This is a genomic window from Rhodoferax sp. RT5P35 (genome assembly GCF_056521385.1).
Map to the genome: position 1 here is coordinate 390,863 of NZ_JBWMAX010000003.1, position 20,774 is coordinate 411,636.

Annotated in this window: 35 protein-coding genes and 1 tRNA gene; 13 read left to right on the forward strand and 23 right to left on the reverse strand. The window is 56.5% G+C overall.

Annotation, left to right across the window (positions count from 1 at the left end):
• Positions 1–31: 31 nt before the first annotated feature.
• The 22 genes from AC097L_RS06230 to AC097L_RS06335 form a co-directional block, all read right to left on the reverse strand.
• Complete coding sequence (locus AC097L_RS06230; protein WP_479585397.1) at positions 32–388, reverse strand: hypothetical protein; 357 nt, start codon at positions 386–388, stop codon at positions 32–34.
• A 3-nt stretch (positions 389–391) separates the two neighbouring features.
• Positions 392–820 carry a hypothetical protein gene (locus AC097L_RS06235; RefSeq protein WP_479585398.1) on the reverse strand — a complete coding sequence of 143 codons (429 nt, stop codon included), beginning with the start codon at positions 818–820 and terminating at the stop codon, positions 392–394.
• 8 nt (positions 821–828) lie between these two features.
• Entirely contained in the window at positions 829–1,476 is a 648-nt protein-coding gene (locus tag AC097L_RS06240) for a phage tail fiber protein (RefSeq protein ID WP_479585399.1), read from the reverse strand.
• Positions 1,477–1,508: 32 nt separating this feature from the next.
• On the reverse strand, positions 1,509–2,981 hold the full coding sequence (locus AC097L_RS06245) for a phage portal protein (protein WP_479585400.1): 1,473 nt from the start codon (positions 2,979–2,981) through the stop codon (positions 1,509–1,511).
• A gap of 7 nt (positions 2,982–2,988) precedes the next feature.
• Complete coding sequence (locus AC097L_RS06250) at positions 2,989–4,257, reverse strand: phage terminase large subunit (protein WP_479585401.1); 1,269 nt, start codon at positions 4,255–4,257, stop codon at positions 2,989–2,991.
• Complete coding sequence (locus AC097L_RS06255) at positions 4,241–4,783, reverse strand: helix-turn-helix domain-containing protein (protein ID WP_479585402.1); 543 nt, start codon at positions 4,781–4,783, stop codon at positions 4,241–4,243. The genes AC097L_RS06250 and AC097L_RS06255 overlap by 17 nt, the downstream gene beginning before the upstream one ends.
• A gap of 277 nt (positions 4,784–5,060) precedes the next feature.
• Positions 5,061–5,134: transfer RNA gene (locus AC097L_RS06260), tRNA-Met, on the reverse strand.
• A gap of 133 nt (positions 5,135–5,267) precedes the next feature.
• Positions 5,268–5,930 (reverse strand): hypothetical protein, encoded by a 663-nt coding sequence (locus AC097L_RS06265; RefSeq protein WP_479585403.1) that lies wholly within the window; start codon positions 5,928–5,930, stop codon positions 5,268–5,270.
• Positions 5,931–6,018: 88 nt separating this feature from the next.
• Positions 6,019–6,630, reverse strand: a complete 612-nt coding sequence (locus AC097L_RS06270) for a hypothetical protein (RefSeq protein ID WP_479585404.1) — start codon at positions 6,628–6,630, stop codon at positions 6,019–6,021.
• A gap of 233 nt (positions 6,631–6,863) precedes the next feature.
• On the reverse strand, positions 6,864–7,079 hold the full coding sequence (locus AC097L_RS06275; protein WP_479585405.1) for a hypothetical protein: 216 nt from the start codon (positions 7,077–7,079) through the stop codon (positions 6,864–6,866).
• The gene (locus AC097L_RS06280; protein WP_479585406.1) at positions 7,076–7,510 is read right to left on the reverse strand and encodes a recombination protein NinB; all 435 of its coding nucleotides are present in this window, start codon (positions 7,508–7,510) and stop codon (positions 7,076–7,078) included. The genes AC097L_RS06275 and AC097L_RS06280 overlap by 4 nt, the downstream gene beginning before the upstream one ends.
• Positions 7,507–7,710, reverse strand: coding sequence for a hypothetical protein (locus AC097L_RS06285; RefSeq protein ID WP_479585407.1), 204 nt, complete (start codon positions 7,708–7,710; stop codon positions 7,507–7,509). The genes AC097L_RS06280 and AC097L_RS06285 overlap by 4 nt, the downstream gene beginning before the upstream one ends.
• A complete protein-coding gene (locus AC097L_RS06290; protein ID WP_479585408.1) occupies positions 7,707–8,273 on the reverse strand; it encodes a recombination protein NinG in 567 nt (188 codons plus the stop codon). The genes AC097L_RS06285 and AC097L_RS06290 overlap by 4 nt, the downstream gene beginning before the upstream one ends.
• Positions 8,270–8,551 (reverse strand): hypothetical protein, encoded by a 282-nt coding sequence (locus AC097L_RS06295; protein WP_479585409.1) that lies wholly within the window; start codon positions 8,549–8,551, stop codon positions 8,270–8,272. The genes AC097L_RS06290 and AC097L_RS06295 overlap by 4 nt, the downstream gene beginning before the upstream one ends.
• 237 nt (positions 8,552–8,788) lie before the next feature.
• Entirely contained in the window at positions 8,789–9,640 is an 852-nt protein-coding gene (locus tag AC097L_RS06300; RefSeq protein WP_479585410.1) for a toprim domain-containing protein, read from the reverse strand.
• Complete coding sequence (locus tag AC097L_RS06305) at positions 9,637–11,169, reverse strand: DEAD/DEAH box helicase (RefSeq protein WP_479585411.1); 1,533 nt, start codon at positions 11,167–11,169, stop codon at positions 9,637–9,639. Before AC097L_RS06305 ends, AC097L_RS06300 begins: the two co-directional genes overlap by 4 nt.
• Positions 11,166–11,555 carry a hypothetical protein gene (locus AC097L_RS06310; RefSeq protein WP_479585412.1) on the reverse strand — a complete coding sequence of 130 codons (390 nt, stop codon included), beginning with the start codon at positions 11,553–11,555 and terminating at the stop codon, positions 11,166–11,168. The genes AC097L_RS06305 and AC097L_RS06310 overlap by 4 nt, the downstream gene beginning before the upstream one ends.
• Before the next feature lie 535 nt (positions 11,556–12,090).
• Positions 12,091–12,351, reverse strand: a complete 261-nt coding sequence (locus AC097L_RS06315) for a hypothetical protein (RefSeq protein ID WP_479585413.1) — start codon at positions 12,349–12,351, stop codon at positions 12,091–12,093.
• Entirely contained in the window at positions 12,348–12,521 is a 174-nt protein-coding gene (locus AC097L_RS06320) for a hypothetical protein (RefSeq protein WP_479585414.1), read from the reverse strand. Before AC097L_RS06320 ends, AC097L_RS06315 begins: the two co-directional genes overlap by 4 nt.
• A gap of 2 nt (positions 12,522–12,523) precedes the next feature.
• Positions 12,524–12,676 carry a hypothetical protein gene (locus AC097L_RS06325; protein ID WP_479585415.1) on the reverse strand — a complete coding sequence of 51 codons (153 nt, stop codon included), beginning with the start codon at positions 12,674–12,676 and terminating at the stop codon, positions 12,524–12,526.
• A complete protein-coding gene (locus AC097L_RS06330) occupies positions 12,673–13,089 on the reverse strand; it encodes a transcriptional regulator (RefSeq protein ID WP_479585416.1) in 417 nt (138 codons plus the stop codon). The genes AC097L_RS06325 and AC097L_RS06330 overlap by 4 nt, the downstream gene beginning before the upstream one ends.
• Positions 13,076–13,285: a hypothetical protein gene (locus tag AC097L_RS06335; protein ID WP_479585417.1), complete on the reverse strand. Its 210-nt coding sequence runs from the start codon at positions 13,283–13,285 to the stop codon at positions 13,076–13,078. The genes AC097L_RS06330 and AC097L_RS06335 overlap by 14 nt, the downstream gene beginning before the upstream one ends.
• Before the next feature lie 92 nt (positions 13,286–13,377).
• On the opposite strand from AC097L_RS06335, the gene AC097L_RS06340 reads away from it, so the two are divergent.
• On the forward strand, positions 13,378–13,593 hold the full coding sequence (locus AC097L_RS06340) for a hypothetical protein (protein WP_479585418.1): 216 nt from the start codon (positions 13,378–13,380) through the stop codon (positions 13,591–13,593).
• Positions 13,594–13,604: 11 nt separating this feature from the next.
• On the opposite strand, the gene AC097L_RS06345 is transcribed toward AC097L_RS06340, so the two are convergent.
• Positions 13,605–13,865 carry a YdaS family helix-turn-helix protein gene (locus tag AC097L_RS06345; RefSeq protein WP_479585419.1) on the reverse strand — a complete coding sequence of 87 codons (261 nt, stop codon included), beginning with the start codon at positions 13,863–13,865 and terminating at the stop codon, positions 13,605–13,607.
• A gap of 68 nt (positions 13,866–13,933) precedes the next feature.
• On the opposite strand from AC097L_RS06345, the gene AC097L_RS06350 reads away from it, so the two are divergent.
• The 12 genes from AC097L_RS06350 to AC097L_RS06405 all read left to right on the forward strand — a co-directional run bounded on the left by AC097L_RS06350 (position 13,934) and on the right by AC097L_RS06405 (position 20,566).
• Positions 13,934–14,497: a helix-turn-helix domain-containing protein gene (locus AC097L_RS06350; protein ID WP_479585420.1), complete on the forward strand. Its 564-nt coding sequence runs from the start codon at positions 13,934–13,936 to the stop codon at positions 14,495–14,497.
• 1 nt (position 14,498) lies between these two features.
• Positions 14,499–14,750, forward strand: coding sequence for a hypothetical protein (locus AC097L_RS06355; RefSeq protein WP_479585421.1), 252 nt, complete (start codon positions 14,499–14,501; stop codon positions 14,748–14,750).
• Between the two features lie 41 nt (positions 14,751–14,791).
• Entirely contained in the window at positions 14,792–15,304 is a 513-nt protein-coding gene (locus AC097L_RS06360) for a hypothetical protein (protein WP_479585422.1), read from the forward strand.
• A gap of 300 nt (positions 15,305–15,604) precedes the next feature.
• Positions 15,605–15,841 carry a hypothetical protein gene (locus AC097L_RS06365; RefSeq protein ID WP_479585423.1) on the forward strand — a complete coding sequence of 79 codons (237 nt, stop codon included), beginning with the start codon at positions 15,605–15,607 and terminating at the stop codon, positions 15,839–15,841.
• The gene (locus AC097L_RS06370) at positions 15,834–16,115 is read left to right on the forward strand and encodes a hypothetical protein (protein ID WP_479585424.1); all 282 of its coding nucleotides are present in this window, start codon (positions 15,834–15,836) and stop codon (positions 16,113–16,115) included. Before AC097L_RS06365 ends, AC097L_RS06370 begins: the two co-directional genes overlap by 8 nt.
• 367 nt (positions 16,116–16,482) lie before the next feature.
• The gene (locus AC097L_RS06375) at positions 16,483–16,665 is read left to right on the forward strand and encodes a hypothetical protein (RefSeq protein ID WP_479585425.1); all 183 of its coding nucleotides are present in this window, start codon (positions 16,483–16,485) and stop codon (positions 16,663–16,665) included.
• Entirely contained in the window at positions 16,662–16,988 is a 327-nt protein-coding gene (locus AC097L_RS06380) for a hypothetical protein (protein ID WP_479585426.1), read from the forward strand. Before AC097L_RS06375 ends, AC097L_RS06380 begins: the two co-directional genes overlap by 4 nt.
• Before the next feature lie 104 nt (positions 16,989–17,092).
• On the forward strand, positions 17,093–18,610 hold the full coding sequence (locus AC097L_RS06385) for a DUF6745 domain-containing protein (RefSeq protein WP_479585427.1): 1,518 nt from the start codon (positions 17,093–17,095) through the stop codon (positions 18,608–18,610).
• 68 nt (positions 18,611–18,678) lie between these two features.
• Positions 18,679–19,032, forward strand: coding sequence for a hypothetical protein (locus AC097L_RS06390; protein WP_479585428.1), 354 nt, complete (start codon positions 18,679–18,681; stop codon positions 19,030–19,032).
• A 321-nt stretch (positions 19,033–19,353) separates the two neighbouring features.
• Positions 19,354–19,677 carry a hypothetical protein gene (locus AC097L_RS06395; RefSeq protein ID WP_479585429.1) on the forward strand — a complete coding sequence of 108 codons (324 nt, stop codon included), beginning with the start codon at positions 19,354–19,356 and terminating at the stop codon, positions 19,675–19,677.
• Between the two features lie 65 nt (positions 19,678–19,742).
• Positions 19,743–19,916, forward strand: coding sequence for a hypothetical protein (locus AC097L_RS06400; RefSeq protein ID WP_479585430.1), 174 nt, complete (start codon positions 19,743–19,745; stop codon positions 19,914–19,916).
• Complete coding sequence (locus tag AC097L_RS06405; protein ID WP_479585431.1) at positions 19,913–20,566, forward strand: Lar family restriction alleviation protein; 654 nt, start codon at positions 19,913–19,915, stop codon at positions 20,564–20,566. The genes AC097L_RS06400 and AC097L_RS06405 overlap by 4 nt, the downstream gene beginning before the upstream one ends.
• Positions 20,567–20,774 lie beyond the last annotated feature (208 nt).

Consider the following 20,774-nt stretch of genomic DNA (forward strand, 5'->3'; position numbering starts at 1 on the left):
TCTGCGGCTGCGTGTAACGCTTTACCATTGCTTAGATCGTCGTCAGCTCTTGGCCGTAGGCTTCGGTGGTGATTGCGTTAGTCGCGCCATTGACCACCGTGATATTTACAAACATGGCTGACGCTGGGATCTCGCACACAATGTCATTGACGCTGCTGTTTACAACGTCCCCCGCAGCCTGGTATAGCAGCCGTTTGACGCCTGTGGCCTCACCGATATAGATCTTGACAATTGGAGCTGTTGTAGGTGCGGTGGTGCCATTAGTCAGCTTGACCCCTACTATGCCGCCATAGACCACGCCCATGTTCCACTCGGTGGAGTTGACGGACGCAGTCGCACCCAGAGACTGCGAAGTGAGCAGCGTCTTTGCTGTTTTTGTTGCTGCCATTTTTTAGCCTCCCAGCCAAGTGCCGTCTGTTGCCCAGAGAGCACAGCGCACATCAAATTCTGTTATCGGGTCGGGCTTGGTTGCCAGTGCGAGCAGCGTTTCAGCCTGCGCCTGCGTCAGAGCGCCGACTTGCACCCACGCGCCCAGCATGTACTGGTTTTGCGCAAGGGAGAAGTCGATAGAGTTGGCAGCGCCGAGGATCAAGTCACGGCAAGCTAGCGCCGCATCGCGCAGAGGCGACTGCGTATTAGCTGCGTGATCTTCGATCTTCGACCGCATGCCGTTCACAGCCGCCCACATCGCAAAGTCGGCACGCTGGACGCTGCCCATGCGCACGCGGTCTACGCTAACGGCTGTGGCAATCGCCTGGGCCTCGCGGGCTGCCAGCACCAGGGCCGGGCACTTCGCTTTGATCTCGTCGAGCAGCGTCATAACGGGCCTTAGTTGTCAATGGCCAGCAATAGCGCTCCTGCCGCTATCGTGGGGGCCGGGTCGCCGTTATTGATGGTTTTAGCGGTGGCCATCGGGTCGATCTCCAGCATATTGCCCGCCGTGGTCGCGTCAAAAGTGGCGACCGCCCACACGAAAGTGGTGCCCGAAGTCGCTGCTGTGCCGAAGGTCACCGTGGCGTTGTTGCTGCTGGCCGGTGCACCGGTGCCAGACGATGCCACGGTGGTGCCCGCGCCCTGCGTACCCGCCCAATTCGCCAGCGAGGCGGCTGTATTGGAGCGGGCATACCCGGTGTAAGCCGCTTCGACCACTACGCCACCGATACCGGCGCGAAGGGCAGAGGTTTGCTCTGTGAACACCGCCGTGCCGTCCGTAATGGCCTCGTTGAACGCGCCCGGATACAACGTTGCCTGGGCCGCAGCACTGGTACCCGCCGTGGTGCACTTGTACATGTGCGTTTTGGCGTCGTTAGCGGTCAAGCTGATGGTGTCGTTCAGCACATACACCGTGCTGTTGCCGCGCGGGCCCTTGGTCGTAGTTAGTAGACCCAGGCTGTAGGCAGTGGTCGGAGGCGTGTAAGCCTGGCCACGGCGCAGCCAATCACTGATTTTGTTGGCAAGAAAGCTGGTATAGATCATGGAAAACCTTAAAAATTGGGCGTGAAAGCGGGCTAGTTGTCGTTAGCGTCTGGGTTGACTTTCCCATCTGCTGGGGGCGGGGGTGTCATGGGGTCGGCTTTGATCAGAGCTAGCTCGGCCTGCACGTCTTCAATGTCGTAATCGCTGGCCAGCGACTGCACAGCGGTCTCGCGTGACAGCAGGCCGGTGGTGCACAGCGTGTTCAGCGTCAACGACTGGGTTTGCTTGTCCGCATATGTAGGGGCAAACCACGCGGGCCAGCGCAGCGACAGCGGCTTGTCGGCGCTCAAAACGCCTACTTTGCTGCTATCTTTCTTCACCAACGCAAACTTGCCCGAGGCCGCCACTACCATGCGCAGCAAGTCCAGCAATGCGCCTTCTCCATAGCTGATTCGCAGCTTGTCGGCCAGCCAGATCAGCGGCTGCATCATCAACTCCATGGCCCGGCCAGACTGAGCCGCGCTCAGTTTGTCGGCGTTGGAGCGGTTGCCGTGCGCCGATTCCAACGCCATTTCGCGCAGGCCCTTGACGTACTCTAGTACGGCCTGGGCGGCGGTGCCATTGATCTCCAGCAGCTTGGCATCGCCCTCTTTGCCGACGATCAGGGCGTTACCGCCGCCCTTGACCATTTTCCCGTCGTTGTCTACGGCTGGTTCTTTCAGCAGCAGAGTCGGGTCGGAGCTGTACTTAAGTCCGCGCCCGGCTTGCGACAGCTGGTAATCAATTTCGATCTGCGTATCAATCGTCTCGCTCGGAAACGTGCACCGCCCGTCAATGCCATTGCCACCGGGCAGGTTCTTGACCCACACCATGGGCACAAATCCTAGCTTGTGCGGCGTGCTTTTGGCTGCATCACGCACCCAGGCGACCGCTTCGCCAGCCAGTACGGGCAGCTCGGCGGGCATGTACCAGGTTTCCTCGACCTCGGTCCAGTCGCGCCGAAACCAAAAGTCGGTTGACAGCTTGTCTGCGGGAATGGTGTAGCCGCTAGCCGCGAATACCTCACCCTTGACCTTGTACTGCTCGGTCACCATCGCCAGCGTGTCGGGCGCGTCGGCTTTCCACGTCGGGGTCAGAAATTGCGTGTTGAACACGGAAAAGAACACCCGAAACGACAGCACGCGCATCAGCACCGCAACACTGCCAACGCTGCCCACCGTGGCGGCCTCGATCATGACTTCGTTCAGCCGCGTCTCTTTGATGATCTCGGCCAGCATGTCTTGGCTGGGCTCGTCGTCACACACCGGGGCGGGAAAGTGCCCCTCGCTGAATAGCAGTGATACCGCATCGTCCACCACCACCCGGCTCAGGGCGTAGCGCACACTGGGACGGCGGTCGCGCAGAGGGATGTACTCACCAATCCCGTCGATCTTTTCTTGATGAAAATCGTATTTCAGATGGCCGTACAGACGGCCTTCCAACACCCGCGTCAGCATGTCGATATCGAACTGACGTTGCGGATAGTCGCGGTCTCGCTCAATTTTTGCTGTGATGGTTTTGAACATAAGCGGGTCAGCGTCCGATATGCGGCAGTTGGGCCACACGGGACATAGTGGGTTTGACAATCGGCCACAGCCGGTGGATGAAATAGCCCAGCGCATCGGGCGCATGGTCTTTGCCCGCTTTTTTGTCGGGCTCTTGGTTGTCGTCGTAAATCTGCTGTTCCAGGCACTCGGTCACCGTAGGAGCCAGGACTGTATTTATCAACAGTGCGCGCTCTTGCAAGGAGTTGCACAGCAGCGCATTCACCGCCATCACCCGCTCTTTGACAAACGGGTTGCTGTTCGGCACGGAAACGCCGAAACCGGCTCGCTTGAGTAGCGAAATGTCCGATTCGGTAGCGTTCACCGTCTTGTTACTGGCACCGCTGGCATCCGGGTAAATCGTGATGCGACGGTGCGGGAACTTCTCTTTGATCGTATCGACCACGTGCGGGGTGTCCCGCATCTTGACCAGCTCGAACAGCACACGCGGGCGGTCATTGCGCACCACGCTCACCGCTGCCGTGCAGTTGTAGACGTTGAAATCCAGCCCGATGTGCAGCTCTTCGCCCGCCTCGATCGTCTCGTCCGTGTGGTTCTTGGCCCGGTCGAAATCGGGATACACCGCGCCGGCCACCAGGTTGACGAACTGCCCTTCGAGGTACGCGGCGATCAACTGCGGCGGGTACGAGCGCTTGAGCGACTCCACATAGCCTGCGGGCAGGTTGCGCTGGTTGCTGTACGTGCTGGCCCGGATCAACCGGTAGCCCTCTTCGGGGTTCTTGGCCCAGCGGTCGTAGACGAAGCGGAAGCCCTCGGGTGTAGTCGCCACCGCCACCGTATTCAGCGCACCACTGGGCTTCTTTTGCCTGTTGCGCGCAATGATCTGTCGCCACGCGTGCTCTGCATCGTCTTGCTTGAGCGTGTCCAGCTCGTCAACGATGCTGTCAGCGACTTCGTAGCCCACAATGCGCGCAGGGTTGTCCAGCGTGCGGAAAATGATCCGGCCCTTGTCAGGGATGCTGATAACGTGCTCTGACTTGTTCAGCGTGTGCTTGATATCTGCTTCACCCAGCGTCTCACTGAAGCGCGGATAGCCGATCATGCGCACCAGGTCATACGTGGGCAGGTAATACGCCACGTCCTGCCTGGGGTTCTCAAACTTGAGCTTTAACGCCCGCAAAATCGCCGCCTGGGTCTTGCCACTGCCGAACCCCGCGACCATCGCCGGGAACTGGTCTTTGCAGTTGACAAACTCCGTTTGCGGCCCGCTGGCTCTGGCTCTAAGCGTCAGGCTCATATTCAATGACCTCGAACGCCCACACCTCTTTAGCCTTGAGCCGCAGTGATTCGGCCAGCATGTCCTTGTTTGCCGCGAGCAGGTTCAACCCGATCTGGCTGGAGTCGTTTGCCAGCTTAGTCAGCACCGCCACGCCCTTGAGCGCTTTCAGGCTGTCCGCGTCCAGCGGGGCGGCATCGTCAATCTCTTGCACCTTGCAGTGCGCAATGCCCGACAACCGGTGCGCGGTCGCTGCGCCGTACTTCCCCGCCCCTGCCAAATGCGTGCTGATAGCGCGTAAATCGTCTGCGAGGTTATGTGCGGAGATTTGCGAAGCAATGGGCAAAGCTTTAAAAGCTATTTCCGTCGCAAGTATTTGATTTGCAACGGTTTTTATATCTTTCACTTGCGAAGATTTGCGAAGTCTGATGGCCGTTTCAGAGACCCCGTAAGACTTGGCAATCGAGCGCACTGATTCGCCCGCCAGCATGCGCTGCTCTACGTCCTTCCATTGCACTTCACTCAGTTTTGATTTTCTTCCTGCCATCGCTGCCCCTTCTCTGCACGCAGCAGCAATGCCCCTTCGGATTTACGCCCCCATGGGGGAGCGCAAGGGCAACCGTTCGCACCGCTCCTGATTCCGGGGGTGCAGTCGGCGAATGTAGCCACCATTTACCCGTGGTGGCCTGGCTCAGGTTTCCAGTGGCTTCGGGGTTGTAGTTGCTGGGCTGCAGTCACAAATGGCACATGGCCTGGATGTTGGGAGACCGAGCCGCAGCGGAAAGCAAAAAACCCACAGGGCGTGAACCGTGAGGGCTAAAGGGATGCGCGAGAGGGATTTGAACCCCCGACCTTTGGGTTATGAGCCCAACGAGCTACCAGGCTGCTCCACCGCGCTGAAATTTAAAGTCGGCTGTCCACTCATGTCTACCGCAGTCGCTACAGGCAATTGCCAGGCTGTTGCTACGGGCATTCGTCGGAGAGTTGCCGGACGAGAGAATTAGCATTCTCTGCCATCGGCGGTGGCAATTCTAATCGCGATTCATCATATTGCGCAAGCGTTTGCTGATTTGTTGCCGCGCGCTGTGCGTGCTGTCGTCCAGGAAATTCTCCATCCGCTTGCCGACCTCCTCGTGTGGCACGCGGCTGATGCCAGAACCTGCACACGCCTTGCACCGGTTTTTCGACAAAGCGGGCGTGTTGGGTATCGGCAAGAACTTCAAACCTCCGCATGGGTGGCATACGGCATCCAGCCAATGCATCAATATTGCAGGGCCTACGGTCTCAGCATCTGAAACGCCCCACTTGCGCAGCTCCAGCACCACCTGCGCGCGCACGACCGGCATGGTTTTGAGCTTTCCGAACAGGATGCCCATTTCGTGCAGATAGGACTGATGGGCTTGGGCCTGCGCCTGGACAGCAGCCAATCGGCGCGCTTCGGGTGTGGGTTTCGGTTCGGCCAACCATTCCGCCCACTCCGCCACCAACGCGGTCGACCACTTGCGCGGCTTCTCGCAGCCGTCCCACTCCGAATGCAAGCGCAGCAGAGCGGCTCCAAAGCGGCTTGGGCTCATGCCTGCAGCAATGATCACATCCGCCGCCCCCTTGCGGTCCGCCTCTACGCGTAAATTCGAGGTGTGGCAAGCGTTTATATATTGCTCATCAATGCCAGGTGCTTCAGTCGTAGTGTTCATTGCGTCCCTTTCAATTAAAATCTGGCGCGCAATGCGATAGTTGAAAAGCCCTTGTACTTTGGTCGGTCCGGGGCTTTTCTGTTTGTGCTCAGGATCTGAAAATATGAGCGCGATTCACTTCATTCGAGACATCCCGAGCTGTAGCAAATCCACTGGATTTCGGTACTTCTTCCACCACGACAGTGGATTGATCATGCAACTGCGCGCCTGTGTGGGACTTTCCAACAGTCGCCCGATTCATAATGGCTGTAGCGACTTTGCGTAAGGCGTGCTCAGAGTCTTTAGCAAGCATGGTCGTTGTGATTCCCACTGCAAAGAGCTTGGGGTTGTATGACTCTGTAACCTGCGGGCTGAATTGCTTCACAGCAAAAGAACCTTCATCTCGCATAAGTACCGGCCCGATTGCAGATGTGTCCTTTGTAATTACGGTGCTTAAAAAATGCACTTTCTCGCGAACTTTCTCAAATCCTTTGATTACAACGGAAACGTTTCCCGTATCAAAAATCCACTTCATCTTTCTCTCAATATCATCCGCTTCACAGCCCACCAAAAGCAGTTTGTGTTTCGCTGTTTCACCCGTTGATTGATCTCTTACATTGACCTCTACGATGTACAGCATGCCAAGCAAAGGGGCTTCAGCCGATGCAAACTGAGCTGTCGATATTGGATGCGTAAGCATTGGCGTTTTTTTATAGCGCATAAAAATTCCCCTTCATAGTTCGGCCTTTAGTAATAGTTTTCATTGCGTCGTTTCCTCAAATAAATCTATTTGGTTTTCTTCCTGGTATTTGGGCTTAGCCCTTACCATTAGTGCGCTATATGCTCTTTTTTTAGTAGCAATAAGATTCATTTTTTTGGCACAAACTGGGCCAAAAACAGCGCGGCCCACCGTAGCAGCGGCAGTGCTAAGCAATCGGTGGCAGCTGGCGCACTTCATTGCACGACACGCCACTTGCAGGCACTACAGCCTGCGTCAGCCTGGCCAAGCGCGGTCTTGGTGTACTGGCAGTCGCGGGCCATGCGGAACGGCGAGGCAACCATCATTGATACCCGTGTTACCCCATCTATGAACCAACCGTCCGGCACGTGTACGGATTCCTTTAAAGGCTTGCGGTCATGGCAGCCGTTGCGGTGGGTGGCGGTGTTCATTGCAGAATCTCCCCGGTGTGCGGGTCAATCTGCCCATCCGCGAAGCGCACCCCGCGCTCTGCCCCGAATGCGTGCATCAACTCGATAAGGTCCGACATTTCCGCTTTGGTCATACGGCTGGTCTTTGTGCCAAGCACTACGAAGCCGCCATCAATCCCGGGCACGGCGCGCTGCTTGTTGAGGCTAGCCGTGAGAATATGCTTCCAGTCCTCTGCATCCAGGCTCTGGCCGTGCCACTCCACTTGCGCGGCGATCTCGCCCAGCATGGCCCACAGCTTGCGGTTTTGTGGAGTGCTGCGCTTCTCGGGTCGCAGCTCCAGCACCATGCGATGCCCGTCTATCAATAGTGATTTGAGTCGCAGCCAAAGCGCATCTACTTCTACTTTGGCCCGTCGCGGCTCGTAGCACTGGATCGTGAGGCGTTCGCTCATGCAGGCACCTCACCACCGAAATACACCATGCCCAGCGGCACCAGCCAGCTAGCTTTGACCGTGTGCTCTCGCCCCAGCGGCCAGGGCTTGTCCATATGGATTTCAGCCACACGTGCAACGTGGCCCGAGTCCAACGCAAGTACGTCGCGGCCATCCAGGCTGTAGCGGTGTCCCTGCTGGGCGATGTTGGCGTGCTTCATGCTTGTGCTTTCAGAAGTTCGCGGGCCTTTGCCGCGTAGTTCTTTTTGATGTGTTTGAGGTCTTCTATGGCGTAGTGCGTCGGCTGGTGGTGGCCTTCCAGCCATTCCACAATCTCAATCCCCAATTTGCGCACCAACCCCTTGCGGAACAACACTGCATTGCCCGACAGGTGTGTATTGCACGGCGCGCATTGAAGATGCACGTTCAGCGGCTCGTAGCGCAGTTCTGGGCGTGCGCCGACACTCAGGTAATGCCCAGCGTGATACTGGCCTTGGTGGTGCCGTCCGCACGATATGCAGGGTTGGCCGTGGTCACGGGCGCGTATCCAAGCGTTAAAAGCCGTCTGCGTCTCACGTGCCAATTGGGCGCAGGTCTTTAGCTTCTCCAACTTGGCCCGAGTCTCCTTGCGATTGGCCGACTCCAGCAGCTTGGCCTTTTTGGCGCTCTCTTGCCGTACCAGGGTCAGCGCACACAGCGGGCTGCACACGCGGGCCAGCGGGCGGGCTGGGGTGAATAGGCTTTTGCAGCACTTGCAGTGCTTGGGCTTGGTGATAGCGATCATCGTCCTACCTTCAAAAACTTCTCGCAGCGTTGCAAAACAAACGGCAATGCAGCCCGGCCTTTCTTGCAGCGGCCTTCCACAAAATGCGCACATTCCAGGCACAGCTTGCGATCATCATTAGAACCAGGCCTATCGCGGTACAGCAGCGTTTGCGCCAGCTTTTCAGCCTCCACCAAAGGCAAGCCCATCTTTTCCAACCGCACTTGGCGGCGGGCAAATGCCGATATTTCTGCATCGTTCCAATCTCCTCCTAATTCCATTGATGGCTCCTTAAACATCCAATACCAAACACCTAATCCGATTCATTGCCTTGAGCTGGACAGACCTCGCCTCCTTAGGCTTGGCCTTCACACGTACTTGCCTCTCGCAGTTACATGACCCGGTAGCCTTATCGTTCACAGGTGCTGCCTTCGCCGCCTGCCGGGGTGTTTCAGAACTTCCTCACAGTCCCCCGCTCTTCCCTTGCTGCTGTCGTTAATTACTGGCCGACCGGCAAGGTGCTTGGTTGCACCCACCTATGTCATGCGTACCGCCATCACCATCTGGCATAGCGCCAGTAGCCCAGCGCGCTTATGCAGGTCGTTTGCGTCTTCCCCCATGACCGGCGACATACAGGTGCGTAGGCCGGTTTTCTCCGCTGCTTTCTGCCCTGCGCCGCTTGCATCGTGGTCAGCTACAACAAAGGCCCGGCCGTGCACCATGGAGGCGACTTGCACGAGATTGGAGTCAGAGAAGCACACCAGCACGGAGGCGTTAAACCGGCACTGGCGCAGCGCCATTTCGATAGATAGGCCCGTGGCATACCCTTCGCACAAAAACAGCTCCTGAGCGGTTTTGGAACCCAGGCGCAGCACGGCACCTTTTGCGCGCATCCCTGGCAACATCTTCTTTTCCCAACGCATTTCGTCGCCCAGCCAGCGCACCACTTGCACGCCTTGCACTGCATTCGTGGCAAGGTTGCGCATGGGCACAATCAGCGCGCCGTCCGGGTCCACCAGGCCCAGCGTGTCGGGCAAGCCCTTGCGCATGAGGTAGTCATGCGTTTTCAATTCGGTATCGCGCAGGATGCTGTCGGCCCGGCGCGCAGCCATTACCCAGCCGTTTTCCTGCCGCTGCTGTGCGGCCTGCTTGCGCTGTGCCCAGGCGAGGCGGTCGGCATCGCTTAGGGTCTTGGCGTTCGGGTTGTCGTACCAATGGATTTCTCCACCCTGCGCCCAATCGCTCACCCAGCCCTTGAGGCCGTCCCAAAACCAAGCCCCATTTTTGCTGCGTGGCTTGTCCACCGTGGGGCAGCGCTGCACCTTGTCGGCTGCAAACAGCCTAGGAATTGCCAGGCCGTGAATGTGTGCGAACAGTTCAAAGCTCATGCGGCCACCGCCTGGCGGGCCTTGCTGAACGCAATGTTCTTGGCCTGCACTTTGTTCAAGAAATTACGGGTGATCTGCACATTGGGCGTATCGCTCATGTGCCAGTCTTTGGGCGGCTCGATACCGGCCATGTCACGGAACAGGTAGTAAGCGCGTGCGCGCTGCTTTTCGGGCGCACTGTGAGCGCGGGCATAGCTGCAAGCTTGCTCCCATAGGTGGCGCGAATCGTCGGCAACCTTCTTTTTGCCCAGCATGATTTCCCGCATCTCGCCGGGCAGCACTTCGACTACCGAAGCCTCTTGCTTCTCGTGGCCGCAGCTCATGCAGCGCTTGTAAAAAGGCTTGTAGCCACAGGCTGGGCAACCGTTCTTTTCCTTGGCGTCGTCGTCGCGGCGAATCGCCTTGTCCAACTTGTCGCCCGCATCCAGTGCGGCCAGGCCGTTAAAGTAAATGTCGGTGTAGTCCTCGGCAAACCGGCCAATATTTCCGCTGTGGTCCAGCAGCAGGCACTCAGTTTTCCCGGTATCGGGCGAACTGCGCAAGCCACGGCCCCACATTTGGATCGCGGTCGATAGCGACTTGCGCAGCGGGCGGCAATCCACCACACATCCCACATCCGGCACGTCAAAGCCCTTAGCCAAGGCTTCCACGGACACCAGCACGCGCAGGGTGGAATTGTGCTTTTTGTACTCCTTCAACAAAAACTCGCGCTCGGTGGGTAGGGTGTTGCTTGTGAACACCGCAGCCATCACGCCAATCTCGTTGAACTGGCGGCACAGTTCTTCGCAGTGCTTGATCGTGGCTCCGAAAACAATCGTCTTGCGGTTGCCTGCGTGCTTGATCCACTCGGCCACCACATCACCCACGATGCCCATGCCGCGCTCTTCGGCGGCCCGGTCGGTCCACTCGCCGCCCGCAGTTTCTGCGCCCGTCATATCGGCACGCGTGCAGCTCATGATGCGCATGGGCACCAGCACGCCGGATACGGTCAGGTCGTGCATGGTGGTGGCGTTTACCAGGTTGCTAAACAGCTTGGACAGGCCCGCACTAAAAGGTGTAGCACTCAGGCCCACCACGTGCGCACGGCAGTTGGGAATATGGTTGACCCAGGCGGCCATTTGGGTGTGCGCTTCGTCAATCACGATCACATCCGCGTCAGGCCACTCGCGCCGGGCCAAAGTTTGGGCACTGGCAATCTGGAACGGTGCGCTGTAGTTGGTGCGCCAGTGGCTGGCCTGCATAACACCGTGAGCGCTCAGGTCGTACTTGTCGGCGGCTTCGGAGGTTTGGTTAATTAGCGTCGTGCGGTCGCACACAAACACCGCTTTTTTGCCCTTCACCAGCGCTTCATGGATGATACGTAGGCCCAGGTAGCTCTTACCGGCCCCGGTGGGGGCCATGACCAACTGGCACCGATGCCCCGCCTTCGCGCCATCGCGCAATGCCTGGTGCGCGGAGGCCTGAAACGGGCGCGGCTCCGGGAAGGTCGCGCTAGCGTAGTTGGGGGTATCGGTGAACAAGTCCATCATGCAGCCGCCTTTTCCTTTTCCAGCTTGGCAATCACCCGGTCGCGGCTCTTGAGCATCCGCACCAGTTCAAGTTCTTTGTTTTGCAGGCCGACGATGCGGGCCGAAAGTTGCACCACTTGCAGGCGCAGGCGGGTGTTTTCTTCGGCGGCAGCAGCTAATGGGGCATCGCTGGCAAGTAGCAAAGCCATGGTTTCTTGCTGCGCGGTTTCGGCTGCGGCCACGGATTGCAGTTCGGCCTCGTCGGGTGCGCCGTCGTCGTGGGCGGGCTGGGGCGTGGCTTTAGGCAGCGGCTGGGCAATAGCGGCAGCTTGCTCGGCGGCAGGCATCGCGGCAATCTTGGCGGCTTTGGGCAAACCAATATCGCCACGGCGCACAGCCTCTTGCACTTCGGGTGTACCGGTGCGCTGTACTGTTTTGGCTTGCTCAATAGTGCGCCGTCCAGCCCCGGAAATCTCAGCCAGCTCCGCGGTTGTCTTTGAGCGATCCGCACTCAGTGCGGATTGGTTTCCGCCGTGGGGATACCATGCATAAACCGCCGTTGCAGACATTGCCAACTGCGCGGCGGTAATGTGCCGACGCGCCCTGTTCTGCGCCAGAACAAAGGTGCGCGGGTCTACGCCAGCGGCCAATTCAACCGATGGGCAATCTAGTCCATGAGCTTCGGCTGCGTTGTAACGATGCCAACCATCCAGCACCATGCCATCCAGCAAAGTAATTGGATTCTGAACACCAATATCTGCCACGCTATCAAGCAGGGCTTGGTAATCTTCTTCCAACATCACGGGGAATGCTGCGCTCAAGGGGTGCTGAATCATGCTTGTTTATTGCTGTGATTTGGTTTGAAGGAGTCGTAGGCATCAACCCACAAGGCGCGAGAAAAAGAGCGCAAACGGATGCATGAAGCAATGAAACGGAGCACTCTCATATAGCCGCCTCACGCTTGCGGATCACCTTCCGGTCAGCCTGGGTGGCAATCGTCAAGCTAGGCTTCTGCAAGCCCATGCAGACGCGCACTAATTTGCCGGAGTTGTTCAGCGCCAAGCGCGTACCAGCGGCATCGGTCTTGATGACCTTGCGGGGCTCAACGTAGCCAGGGCGCTCGTATCCGCGTACTGGGTGCGACTTCTTGGCTTCGACGGGTTGAGTGAACTCGCGCCAGTTGAATGCGTTAACGGTGCTCATGCGGCCACCTCTTCGCGCAGACGATCAACCTCGGCGGCCAGAGCATCGCGCCAGACCGTCGCGGCTTCATGCCAATCGGGGTAAGGACAGTGCGCATCCTGTCCTTTGACAAAGGCAACAGCGGCCTGCCGGGCGCTGGCTTCAATAGCGGATTTTGGGTAAATGCTCATGGTCACATCCCCACCGCACGGCCAATTTGAAATGCGCACCACAGGGCAAATAGCACCAGGGCGGTGGGCACCAGTACAGCAGCTGCGCGGCACCAAAGGGGCACGCTTGCATCAATGTCGGTGGGTTTGTTGTCGTTGAAGATCTTGTTGGTCATGCTGCTGCTCTCACTCGAAAGGTTTCCATCAATACAGCCAGCTTCATTTCCGCTGTGTCTGCTCTCTTTTTTTCTGCATCGGCACGGCGCTCTGCTTCGGTCTTGACCATCACCAGAGTGCATCCGACTTGGTACGCGACCCATTCGGGATAGATCGTGTTGCCAACCACCTCGCAAAACTTGCCGACCAGATCGGCCTGCAACGTGGCCTTGCCCTTTTTGATGTTGGAGAAGTAACCAGCGTCAATTTCCAGGGCGAGGTAAATCTCTTTGTCCTCCAACCCCGATGCATCGCAGGCCAAGGTGATTGCCCCAGCAGCGGTGCGCTTGGCGCGGACCGTTTCAATCGGCATGTCAGCGCGTGCCGGAGTACGTGCCAGGGCCAGTTCAGCCTGCTCTTCAAGTCGTGTCATGGTTTTTGAAGCCGGTTGTGTACCCCTTCAGGGCAAAAAAAAGCGACAGTCGATGAATGGAAAAAATCAACAACTCCCGGGGAACTTTGGGTGAATCGGCCAACTTAATGGCGCGTCGATTCGCCGCAAGAAGCGCATTACTCATAGCTTCAGAGTTGCGTTTTAGCTGGAGCAGGCTGGCTATGTGGTCACGCATGGGTGACTCCCTGCTCTGTTTGGCTTTGTGGGGTCTGCATGGCTTACTTGTCCTTGCTGACAATCAAGGAACCATCGGCCAAGGAGGTAACCATGTCACTCGAAGACCCGCATATCCGTGTATCCCCATTGCCAGCTCTGTCACGGCAGACCGTGGCGCATTTGGAGCAACTCTTGGCGCAGGTGCGCTCGGAATCTCTGGCAGCCAAGGAGGCCGACAAACGACAGTACCGTTTGTGGCTAATCACGTTTGCGATTGCGACCGCGACATTTATCGCGGCAATCGTGCAGTTGATCCATTCCTGGTAGTTGGTCATGAATCAGGCCCCCTGATCTGCTGGGCTTTGGGGGGTGGGGGCGAGATGGGCCAGATCGGGCCAGATGCGCCAGAAGTCGTCGGGGCGGCAGTCCTGACGCATAACAGAACTTCCCGTTGCAACTTCAATAGCCAGCGCCCGTTCTGGCGATATGGCGCGCTCGCCAGTTGCCATTTGAGACAGGTACGATGGGGGAATAGACAGCGAGGCTGCAAGCTTGGTAGCGTTGCCTCGGTCTGTCTGGATATAACTTTGCAGGTTCATATTGCTCTCGCTTTTGCGAAAGTATATGGAGCTTTTGCGAAAGTTGCAAGTGCTAAAGTTTTAGTCCAATGAAACGCCCCACTTCTACCAAAGAGATTGATCCAATCGTCGCGCGACGGCTGGACCGCTTGGAGTCGCTTATTGACACCGAATACAACGCCAAGACATCGGAATTTGAGCGTCACACAGGCATAAAGATGGCGCAAGTGAACCAGTGGTTTACTGGCTACAGGGCTTTGCGCGACAAGGCTCTCAAAAGACTTGTAGATCTGACGGGAAAAGATCCAGATTGGTTTGATGAACCACCGACACTCCTGGCGAAGATCAAAAATGATGCCCCGGCTGTATCAGCGTCAGATCTTTTAATGCAATTGGCAAACATACTGGAAACGCTGACACCAGGCGCAAGGGGGGCGGCGGCCTCTTTGATCGCAGAGGCGATTCAAACTCCTGGCTTGGCTGTAAGCAACGCAGCAAAGCTGGATGGCATGCTCACGCCGAGGGATGCCATGGAGGACTCACCCGTACTACCAACATCCAGGGACCCCATGCAGATGCTATTGGTTCAGAAACAGACACCCCACGCTTTTATCCCTGGTGCCAGTAAGGCCGGTCGGAAGAAAGGGGCGTGACATGCCCTACCGACTAATTGCCGACTCTGTAAGCCGCGATACCATCGAGGCACTGGAAACGCTTCTTGAGTTAGCCCGCGCTGGAGAAATAACGGGTATGGCTTACGGCTGCACGATGAAAAAGAACCGCTATTTCACCAACGTAGCGGGGTACTGTTTTCGCAATCCCACATTTGCGCGGGGCATGGTCGGCACCCTGACCGACGAGCTGGCCACCATGATCCACAGCCGGGATTTTGGGGAAACACGTTAAAACCGCGCCCACGCGGACTGTGGGAACCATCAGAGGACAAAATGAAGAGTTTTTTGGCTATCTTGTTGTCGGCTTTTTGTCTTTGCGCTTATGCGGCAGACCCAGATGCAAACTTGTCACCCGTCAGATCGTGCGAGTGGAACAAAGTGCGGGATGAAACCGGAGACCTTGCCGGGGTTTCTTGGCAGGATCAGGCGGCAGTGTGCCGGGAAATGCAATCAGCCCTGGGCGGCCCGCCGCCGGTTGGCTTGCTGCGGATGTTGTGTAAAGTCGTCTTTGTCATGACCGCCCAAGGGAGTCCTGATAGCCCGCGCGAGATCGCCTTCCAGGTAATGAACGTTGTAGAGGCTCGAGGCCAAACCCGCCCCGCGGAGATGCGCGAAACGTTCGATCAGTTGACCAAAATATTCAACGGGACCAACGGCCGCGTTACACCAAAGGACATGAACATCAACTTTCGAGCGTATGGTCCACGCGCTTCCAAGCTCAGCCAAGATGGCGTCTTCCGGATTGCGGCCGTGATCTACGAGCGGAAAAAGGCGGGACAAGAATGACCCCCCGCTGCGGCTTGGCCGGGCTGATCTTCTTGGCCGCCTTACTCCCATTCCAGGCTGACGCACGAATCAAGCGCAGCACAAGCGCTAAGGTAGAGTTCAAGCGCCAGCAGCCTTGCCCAGCTACGGGCGAGCCCAAAAGCCCCTGCCCTGGCTACGTGATCGACCATATCAAGGCGTTGGCGTGCGGCGGCGTTGATGCTGCAGTCAATATGCAGTGGCAGACTGTTACAGAGGGCAAGGCGAAGGACAAGTGGGAGCGCAAGGGATGTTAAGGGCCGTTGAAGGAAGATTACCCCAATGATTACTGAGATAACCAATCCCTCGTGCCGGTATGGCCATGGCCGCCTGATCTTTCACAGCCCGGCCAGTGGTGCGGTAGGCTTTCTGCTGCCTGCCTATGCAGCTACGCCAGACTACGACACCTCACCGGTTCAGGTGCACGATACGGGGTTCACGATAAGCATTTACGTCTGCCCTACATGCGGCTACCTGGAGCTTTTTGATGACGTGTTTGCCGGGGTGACGCATGGGTGATGTGCATACGGGCTCTTTTAAAGCCAATGCCCGCGCCCGTGACAATGGCGGCGAACCGCCTGATAATGGCAACATGGAAGCCCGCATCACAAAGTTAGAAACCGCCGCCGAATACATTCAGCGCGATGTCAAAGAGCTGCGCGATGACGTGCGCACGCTGCGCGGGGAGATTCATTCCATCCGCACCACCGATTTCCGCTTGACCTTTGGAGCCATCATAGCAGTGGCCCTAGGCTTGGCCGGCTTGATGGCCAAGGGGTTCCACTGGTTCTAGCACTCAACCGCCCACCCCCCCCCAACCGCCCCTTGAGGCGGTTTTTTTACGCCTGGGCTTCATCAATATTGAGGATGAATACAGATTATTTAAAAATACTTTCGCAAATGCTTGTTTTTATGTTTCTCTTTTGCTAAAGTAACTACATCGCAGCAAAACAGCTACCAAGCAGTGAGCAAGACGCGATGACGGCTTAGATGAGTGCAGCGACGGAGTTCCCTAGCTGAGCAGACACCAAGTACTGCGCCACTCTAGCCCGAGGGTGAAAGTACGCTGCCGACTGTGACCGCAGCACAAATTTAGCCATTCTCACGAGTGGCAAAACCCAAACATTGCGTGCAGGGTTTGGGTTTAACGAGGAGAAAACATGCAAGTCGTCAAGAGCAAAGGTAATCGCGCAGTAGTGATTAACGTAAAAAATGATAGGGCTTTTGCAAACGTTTACGTTAATGCGCGCAATGGTGTGCAGGGTGCAGATATTACAAACCTGCGCTGGTCGGGCTTTACTCTTAAAAATGCCGAAGTTTGGGCAGCAAAGCAGCTGGCATGAAAAAGCAAAAAACCAATGAAGAATTTGTCTGGACAGGTTTAACGCCTGGTCCGTGGGCGGTGAGAAAAGCTTTGGGCGGCGGCGTGTATTGGCACATTACCAGCGCAGCGCGCGACGGCATCGCTGTTGCAAGAACACTTGAAGATGCCCGACTAATGGCCGCTGCGCCGAATATTGCAACTGAAGCAGATAGTTTTACATATTTAGTTGAGCGGTTGATTCGAGCAGATCTGCCTTCAGGCGTCGAAAGAACAACAACCGCCGACGTTGCAGACAGCCTTTTTAAATTACGCGATCTCATTCAAAAAGCTCGCACTACTTAGTGCTTAGCTCACCCCGATTAACTCCACCGGCCTGCTAACGCGGGCTAAAACCACAGAGTCTTCAAAAAAGTTTCTGTAATTTCACAACCAAAAAACGATTGATCATGAAAAAAATTACCACCATCACACCTGAACAAACTGCCCGTTTTGCAGAGTGGTCCCAAAAATGGATTGAGATTGGATTGTCCACCGATCCGGCAGATTTTGATGCTGCAACTGAGGCAGCTCTTAAAGCCTACAAACTCTGCAATCTTGAACGTCCAACAGTAATTTTGCGCATGGGCAGTCCTTATGGAGCCACTTTAGGCGGGGCTTTAGCTTGGGTAATGTTGCGTGAGATCAACAGGTCGCAGGTCGAGTCGCAGGTCAGGTCGCAGGTCGAGTCGCAGGTCAGGTCGCAGGTCGAATCGCAGGTCGAATCGCAGGTCAGGTCGCAGGTCAGGTCGCAGGTCGGGTCGCAGGTCGGGTCGCAGGTCTGGTCGCAGGTCAGGTCGCAGGTCGGGTCGCAGGTCAGGTCGCAGGTCTGGTCGCAGGTCGGGTCGCAGGTCGAATCGCAGGTCGGGTCGCAGGTCGGGTCGCAGGTCAGGTCGCAGGTCAGGTCGCAGGTCGGGTCGCAGGTCGGGTCGCAGGTCAGGTCGCAGGTCAGGTCGCAGGTCGGGTCGCAGGTCGAGTCGCAGGTCGGGTCGCAGGTCTGGTCGCAGGTCAGGTCGCAGGTCAGGTCGCAGGTCAGGTCGCAGGTCTGGTCGCAGGTCGAATCGCAGGTCGAGTCGCAGGTCAGGTCGCAGGTCAGGTCGCAGGTCGGGTCGCAGGTCTGGTCGCAGGTCAGGTCGCAGGTCTGGTCGCAGGTCGGGTCGCAGGTCGGGTCGCAGGTCGAATCGCAGGTCGAGTCGCAGGTCTGGTCGCAGGTCGAGTCGCAGGTCTGGTCGCAGGTCGGGTCGCAGGTCTGGTCGCAGGTCTGGTCGCAGGTCGAGTCGCAGGTCGGAAATGCTATTTACAACTACCGCGGAGGTCAATTGTTTACTTCTGGATGGTCGGCCTATATAAGTTTTCTACGCGACGTGATGGAATGGAAAAACTCCACACTTGATGCATTCTCTCTTGATGAGACTTTAACAAAGTCATGTGGATGGGTATGGTGGCATGAGAACGTTTTATCGATAAGTGATCGACCACTATTTTTACATCGGGACGATATGGGTAGATTGCACTGTGCTGATGGCCCAAGCATTGCCTATCGCGATGGCTGGTCGTTATATCACTGGCATGGGACTTCTATTCCGAATGAATGGCTTACTGGAAAGAAGCCGACAGCAGCAGAAGCATTGAATTGGCAAAACATGGAGCAGCGACGCGCGGCCTGCGAAATAGTCGGGTGGAGTTCAATACTAGAGCAACTAAATGCAAATGTGATTGATCAAGATGAAGATAATCAAGTAGGCACCCTAATTGAGGTAAACCTTCCTGATTCTGGAAAAGAACGCTTTCTTAAAGTGACTTGCGGAACTGGACGAACAAATATTGTTTTACCTGTTCCGCGAGAAATAAAAACTGCATTGGAAGGAAATTTGTGGACTTATGGACTTCCAGCGGATAGGACACTTCTTCCAGAAGTGCGTACATAAAAGGAACAGCTTTATTTCAAAACAAACCTAATAAAAATAGTGAATTTTTTCTAACCAAGGAACTGAAAATGAAGACTTTTAAACTCAATGCGGCACAGGGTGACATCATGATGCGTCGCGTAGATTCTCTGCCTGCCTCCGTCAAGGTAGTCACTGCCGAAAAAGGCATCTACATAGTAGCCCACAGTGAAACCGGCCACCATCATTGCATCACTGAAGCACCACACGTAAAGGTATATGACACTGAAGATCCATTGCTGAGCTACCTTGAAGTAATCGAAGCGTCGGACAAGACGGAGACGTTGATTCGCCATCTTCGTAATCATGACACACACGAAACAATCAGCATCCCATCTGGAATTTACGAAATTCGCAGGCAGCGTGAATACACTCCGGAAGGATGGCGTCGGGCTCAAGACTAATCTTGATTCGGTAGAGCGTCCCACGCTGAAACAAATAGCATGGGGCCATCAAGTAAGCGGCCAAACGAATCGCAATCGGCAGCAGGGCAATTGCGTTGCCTATGTTTGTGGCCGCTTACTTGATGGTTGTTCAGTGAGTGCTGCGGAGCACAGGCCAGTGAGCAGGTTGCAGATGGGCCGTTCGATTCGCCCTAATTGGTTTCCGATAGCTGGGCTTCCATCTTCATTTACGGGCAAAAGCCAATGCTGGCCGCTGGGGGTTCCCGGTGGAGCGCACCAGTGCAGCGAGTAGCCCACCCCCCTCAACAACAAGAGATTGAAATGAACACCATTCCCAAGACGATTACCGGCACCGTTGATGCGTGGTTTTCTGGCAGCCATTACGGCCCAGCAGAAATCGCAGAAAACCCAGACGGTGCGGCGGCTAAGCTTTTTTATTCCAATCACGATATGTCGTGCTCAGATTGGTCCCGCGCTGGGAAGGCAACTATCACCATCAAACTGCTCTCACCCACGGAAATGGTGGACGCTAAAGTTGACAGCTTGACCGCAGAACGCAAAAAGCTCATGGCCGATTACCAGATGGCATTGACGGGGATTGATACAAAGCTGCAGCAGCTGCTTGCTATCACCAACGAATCCTGATCGGCCATCAGCCCACCACCCAGCCCGCCCCAGCGGGTTTTTTTACGCCCAACGATAGGCCCCACATGCTCAGAGCACACATCCCGCCCCCGCCCGCAGTAGTGGCGGCCAGCCAGCGTATCGCCCGCGAAAACTTGCAGCGCCACGAAACGCCCGATGAACGCAAGCAGCGCGAGTACCACGACCGTGCGCTGGCCCGGCAGATTGATCGTCAACATCAAACAAAGGTGACGTTATGAACCCCACTATCCCCTCGCCCGCTTGGTGCGCATCGGTAGATGCTGAGCTGGCTGCTACGGCAGAAGCGGATGCAGCCCCGGTAGTGCCAGCACCTGGGGTGCAAGGTGGCGAGCTACTGCCCTGCCCGTTTTGTATGAGCGTCAATCTTTTTAAATCTCGCAGATTTGATGGTGCAGAGATTTTCCGCGTTGGTTGTCTGACGTGCAACGTTGCAGTGGAAGATTATTTAAAAGACGCTGCAATTGCAACTTGGAATTTGCGCCAGCCACCCCAACAGAGTGCGCAACCGGTGGCGTGGGTCGCATCTGCTCAGTCATTTCTTGAACTTGCGCGCCTGTATTGCGCTGTCATTGAAACGCCATCCGGCGATCTTGAGTGGTCGTTCCGGCAGGGTGACATGGAAAGTTTGGCGACTGAAATCGTCGCGCAGCCAGTAGAGGTGCAGCGGGTGCCGCTGACCCACAGGGAACTTGCCGATGCGACCGCTAAATTTGGTCATGTGTGGTCAGATGACATGATCGGCATAGCCCGCGCCATTGAAGCCGCTCACGGCATCAAACCTACAAACAGTATAGCCACCACCCTCCCCGCTACCGCAATAGCAGACGGCGCGCAGCTCGCCGGCGAGAGCCTGGAGCAAAGAGCATGAGCGCGCAATTAACACCATGGTTTCCTGTCAGCATAAAACCTGCAAGGGTTGGTTGCTATTCTGTTTATTGCCCTAGTTGGACAGGAAACAATTTCTCATATTGGAATGGCCATTACTGGTTGACATGTTCCAGGCAACCTGGTCAGGGCCTTTCTAAATCCATGGACATGTATGGCAGAAACGTCACATGGCGCGGCTTAATAAAAGA

Coding starts and splice junctions, on each gene's coding strand:
- AC097L_RS06230 (WP_479585397.1), bottom strand. CDS start 388: ATGGCAGCAACAAAAACAGCAAAGACGCTGCTCACTTCGCAGTCTCTG.
- AC097L_RS06235 (WP_479585398.1), bottom strand. CDS start 820: ATGACGCTGCTCGACGAGATCAAAGCGAAGTGCCCGGCCCTGGTGCTG.
- AC097L_RS06240 (WP_479585399.1), bottom strand. CDS start 1,476: ATGATCTATACCAGCTTTCTTGCCAACAAAATCAGTGATTGGCTGCGC.
- AC097L_RS06245 (WP_479585400.1), bottom strand. CDS start 2,981: ATGTTCAAAACCATCACAGCAAAAATTGAGCGAGACCGCGACTATCCG.
- AC097L_RS06250 (WP_479585401.1), bottom strand. CDS start 4,257: ATGAGCCTGACGCTTAGAGCCAGAGCCAGCGGGCCGCAAACGGAGTTT.
- AC097L_RS06255 (WP_479585402.1), bottom strand. CDS start 4,783: ATGGCAGGAAGAAAATCAAAACTGAGTGAAGTGCAATGGAAGGACGTA.
- AC097L_RS06265 (WP_479585403.1), bottom strand. CDS start 5,930: ATGAACACTACGACTGAAGCACCTGGCATTGATGAGCAATATATAAAC.
- AC097L_RS06270 (WP_479585404.1), bottom strand. CDS start 6,630: ATGCGCTATAAAAAAACGCCAATGCTTACGCATCCAATATCGACAGCT.
- AC097L_RS06275 (WP_479585405.1), bottom strand. CDS start 7,079: ATGAACACCGCCACCCACCGCAACGGCTGCCATGACCGCAAGCCTTTA.
- AC097L_RS06280 (WP_479585406.1), bottom strand. CDS start 7,510: ATGAGCGAACGCCTCACGATCCAGTGCTACGAGCCGCGACGGGCCAAA.
- AC097L_RS06285 (WP_479585407.1), bottom strand. CDS start 7,710: ATGAAGCACGCCAACATCGCCCAGCAGGGACACCGCTACAGCCTGGAT.
- AC097L_RS06290 (WP_479585408.1), bottom strand. CDS start 8,273: ATGATCGCTATCACCAAGCCCAAGCACTGCAAGTGCTGCAAAAGCCTA.
- AC097L_RS06295 (WP_479585409.1), bottom strand. CDS start 8,551: ATGTTTAAGGAGCCATCAATGGAATTAGGAGGAGATTGGAACGATGCA.
- AC097L_RS06300 (WP_479585410.1), bottom strand. CDS start 9,640: ATGAGCTTTGAACTGTTCGCACACATTCACGGCCTGGCAATTCCTAGG.
- AC097L_RS06305 (WP_479585411.1), bottom strand. CDS start 11,169: ATGATGGACTTGTTCACCGATACCCCCAACTACGCTAGCGCGACCTTC.
- AC097L_RS06315 (WP_479585413.1), bottom strand. CDS start 12,351: ATGAGCACCGTTAACGCATTCAACTGGCGCGAGTTCACTCAACCCGTC.
- AC097L_RS06320 (WP_479585414.1), bottom strand. CDS start 12,521: ATGAGCATTTACCCAAAATCCGCTATTGAAGCCAGCGCCCGGCAGGCC.
- AC097L_RS06325 (WP_479585415.1), bottom strand. CDS start 12,676: ATGACCAACAAGATCTTCAACGACAACAAACCCACCGACATTGATGCA.
- AC097L_RS06330 (WP_479585416.1), bottom strand. CDS start 13,089: ATGACACGACTTGAAGAGCAGGCTGAACTGGCCCTGGCACGTACTCCG.
- AC097L_RS06335 (WP_479585417.1), bottom strand. CDS start 13,285: ATGCGTGACCACATAGCCAGCCTGCTCCAGCTAAAACGCAACTCTGAA.
- AC097L_RS06340 (WP_479585418.1), top strand. CDS start 13,378: ATGTCACTCGAAGACCCGCATATCCGTGTATCCCCATTGCCAGCTCTG.
- AC097L_RS06345 (WP_479585419.1), bottom strand. CDS start 13,865: ATGAACCTGCAAAGTTATATCCAGACAGACCGAGGCAACGCTACCAAG.
- AC097L_RS06350 (WP_479585420.1), top strand. CDS start 13,934: ATGAAACGCCCCACTTCTACCAAAGAGATTGATCCAATCGTCGCGCGA.
- AC097L_RS06355 (WP_479585421.1), top strand. CDS start 14,499: ATGCCCTACCGACTAATTGCCGACTCTGTAAGCCGCGATACCATCGAG.
- AC097L_RS06360 (WP_479585422.1), top strand. CDS start 14,792: ATGAAGAGTTTTTTGGCTATCTTGTTGTCGGCTTTTTGTCTTTGCGCT.
- AC097L_RS06365 (WP_479585423.1), top strand. CDS start 15,605: ATGATTACTGAGATAACCAATCCCTCGTGCCGGTATGGCCATGGCCGC.
- AC097L_RS06370 (WP_479585424.1), top strand. CDS start 15,834: ATGGGTGATGTGCATACGGGCTCTTTTAAAGCCAATGCCCGCGCCCGT.
- AC097L_RS06375 (WP_479585425.1), top strand. CDS start 16,483: ATGCAAGTCGTCAAGAGCAAAGGTAATCGCGCAGTAGTGATTAACGTA.
- AC097L_RS06380 (WP_479585426.1), top strand. CDS start 16,662: ATGAAAAAGCAAAAAACCAATGAAGAATTTGTCTGGACAGGTTTAACG.
- AC097L_RS06385 (WP_479585427.1), top strand. CDS start 17,093: ATGAAAAAAATTACCACCATCACACCTGAACAAACTGCCCGTTTTGCA.
- AC097L_RS06390 (WP_479585428.1), top strand. CDS start 18,679: ATGAAGACTTTTAAACTCAATGCGGCACAGGGTGACATCATGATGCGT.
- AC097L_RS06395 (WP_479585429.1), top strand. CDS start 19,354: ATGAACACCATTCCCAAGACGATTACCGGCACCGTTGATGCGTGGTTT.
- AC097L_RS06400 (WP_479585430.1), top strand. CDS start 19,743: ATGCTCAGAGCACACATCCCGCCCCCGCCCGCAGTAGTGGCGGCCAGC.
- AC097L_RS06405 (WP_479585431.1), top strand. CDS start 19,913: ATGAACCCCACTATCCCCTCGCCCGCTTGGTGCGCATCGGTAGATGCT.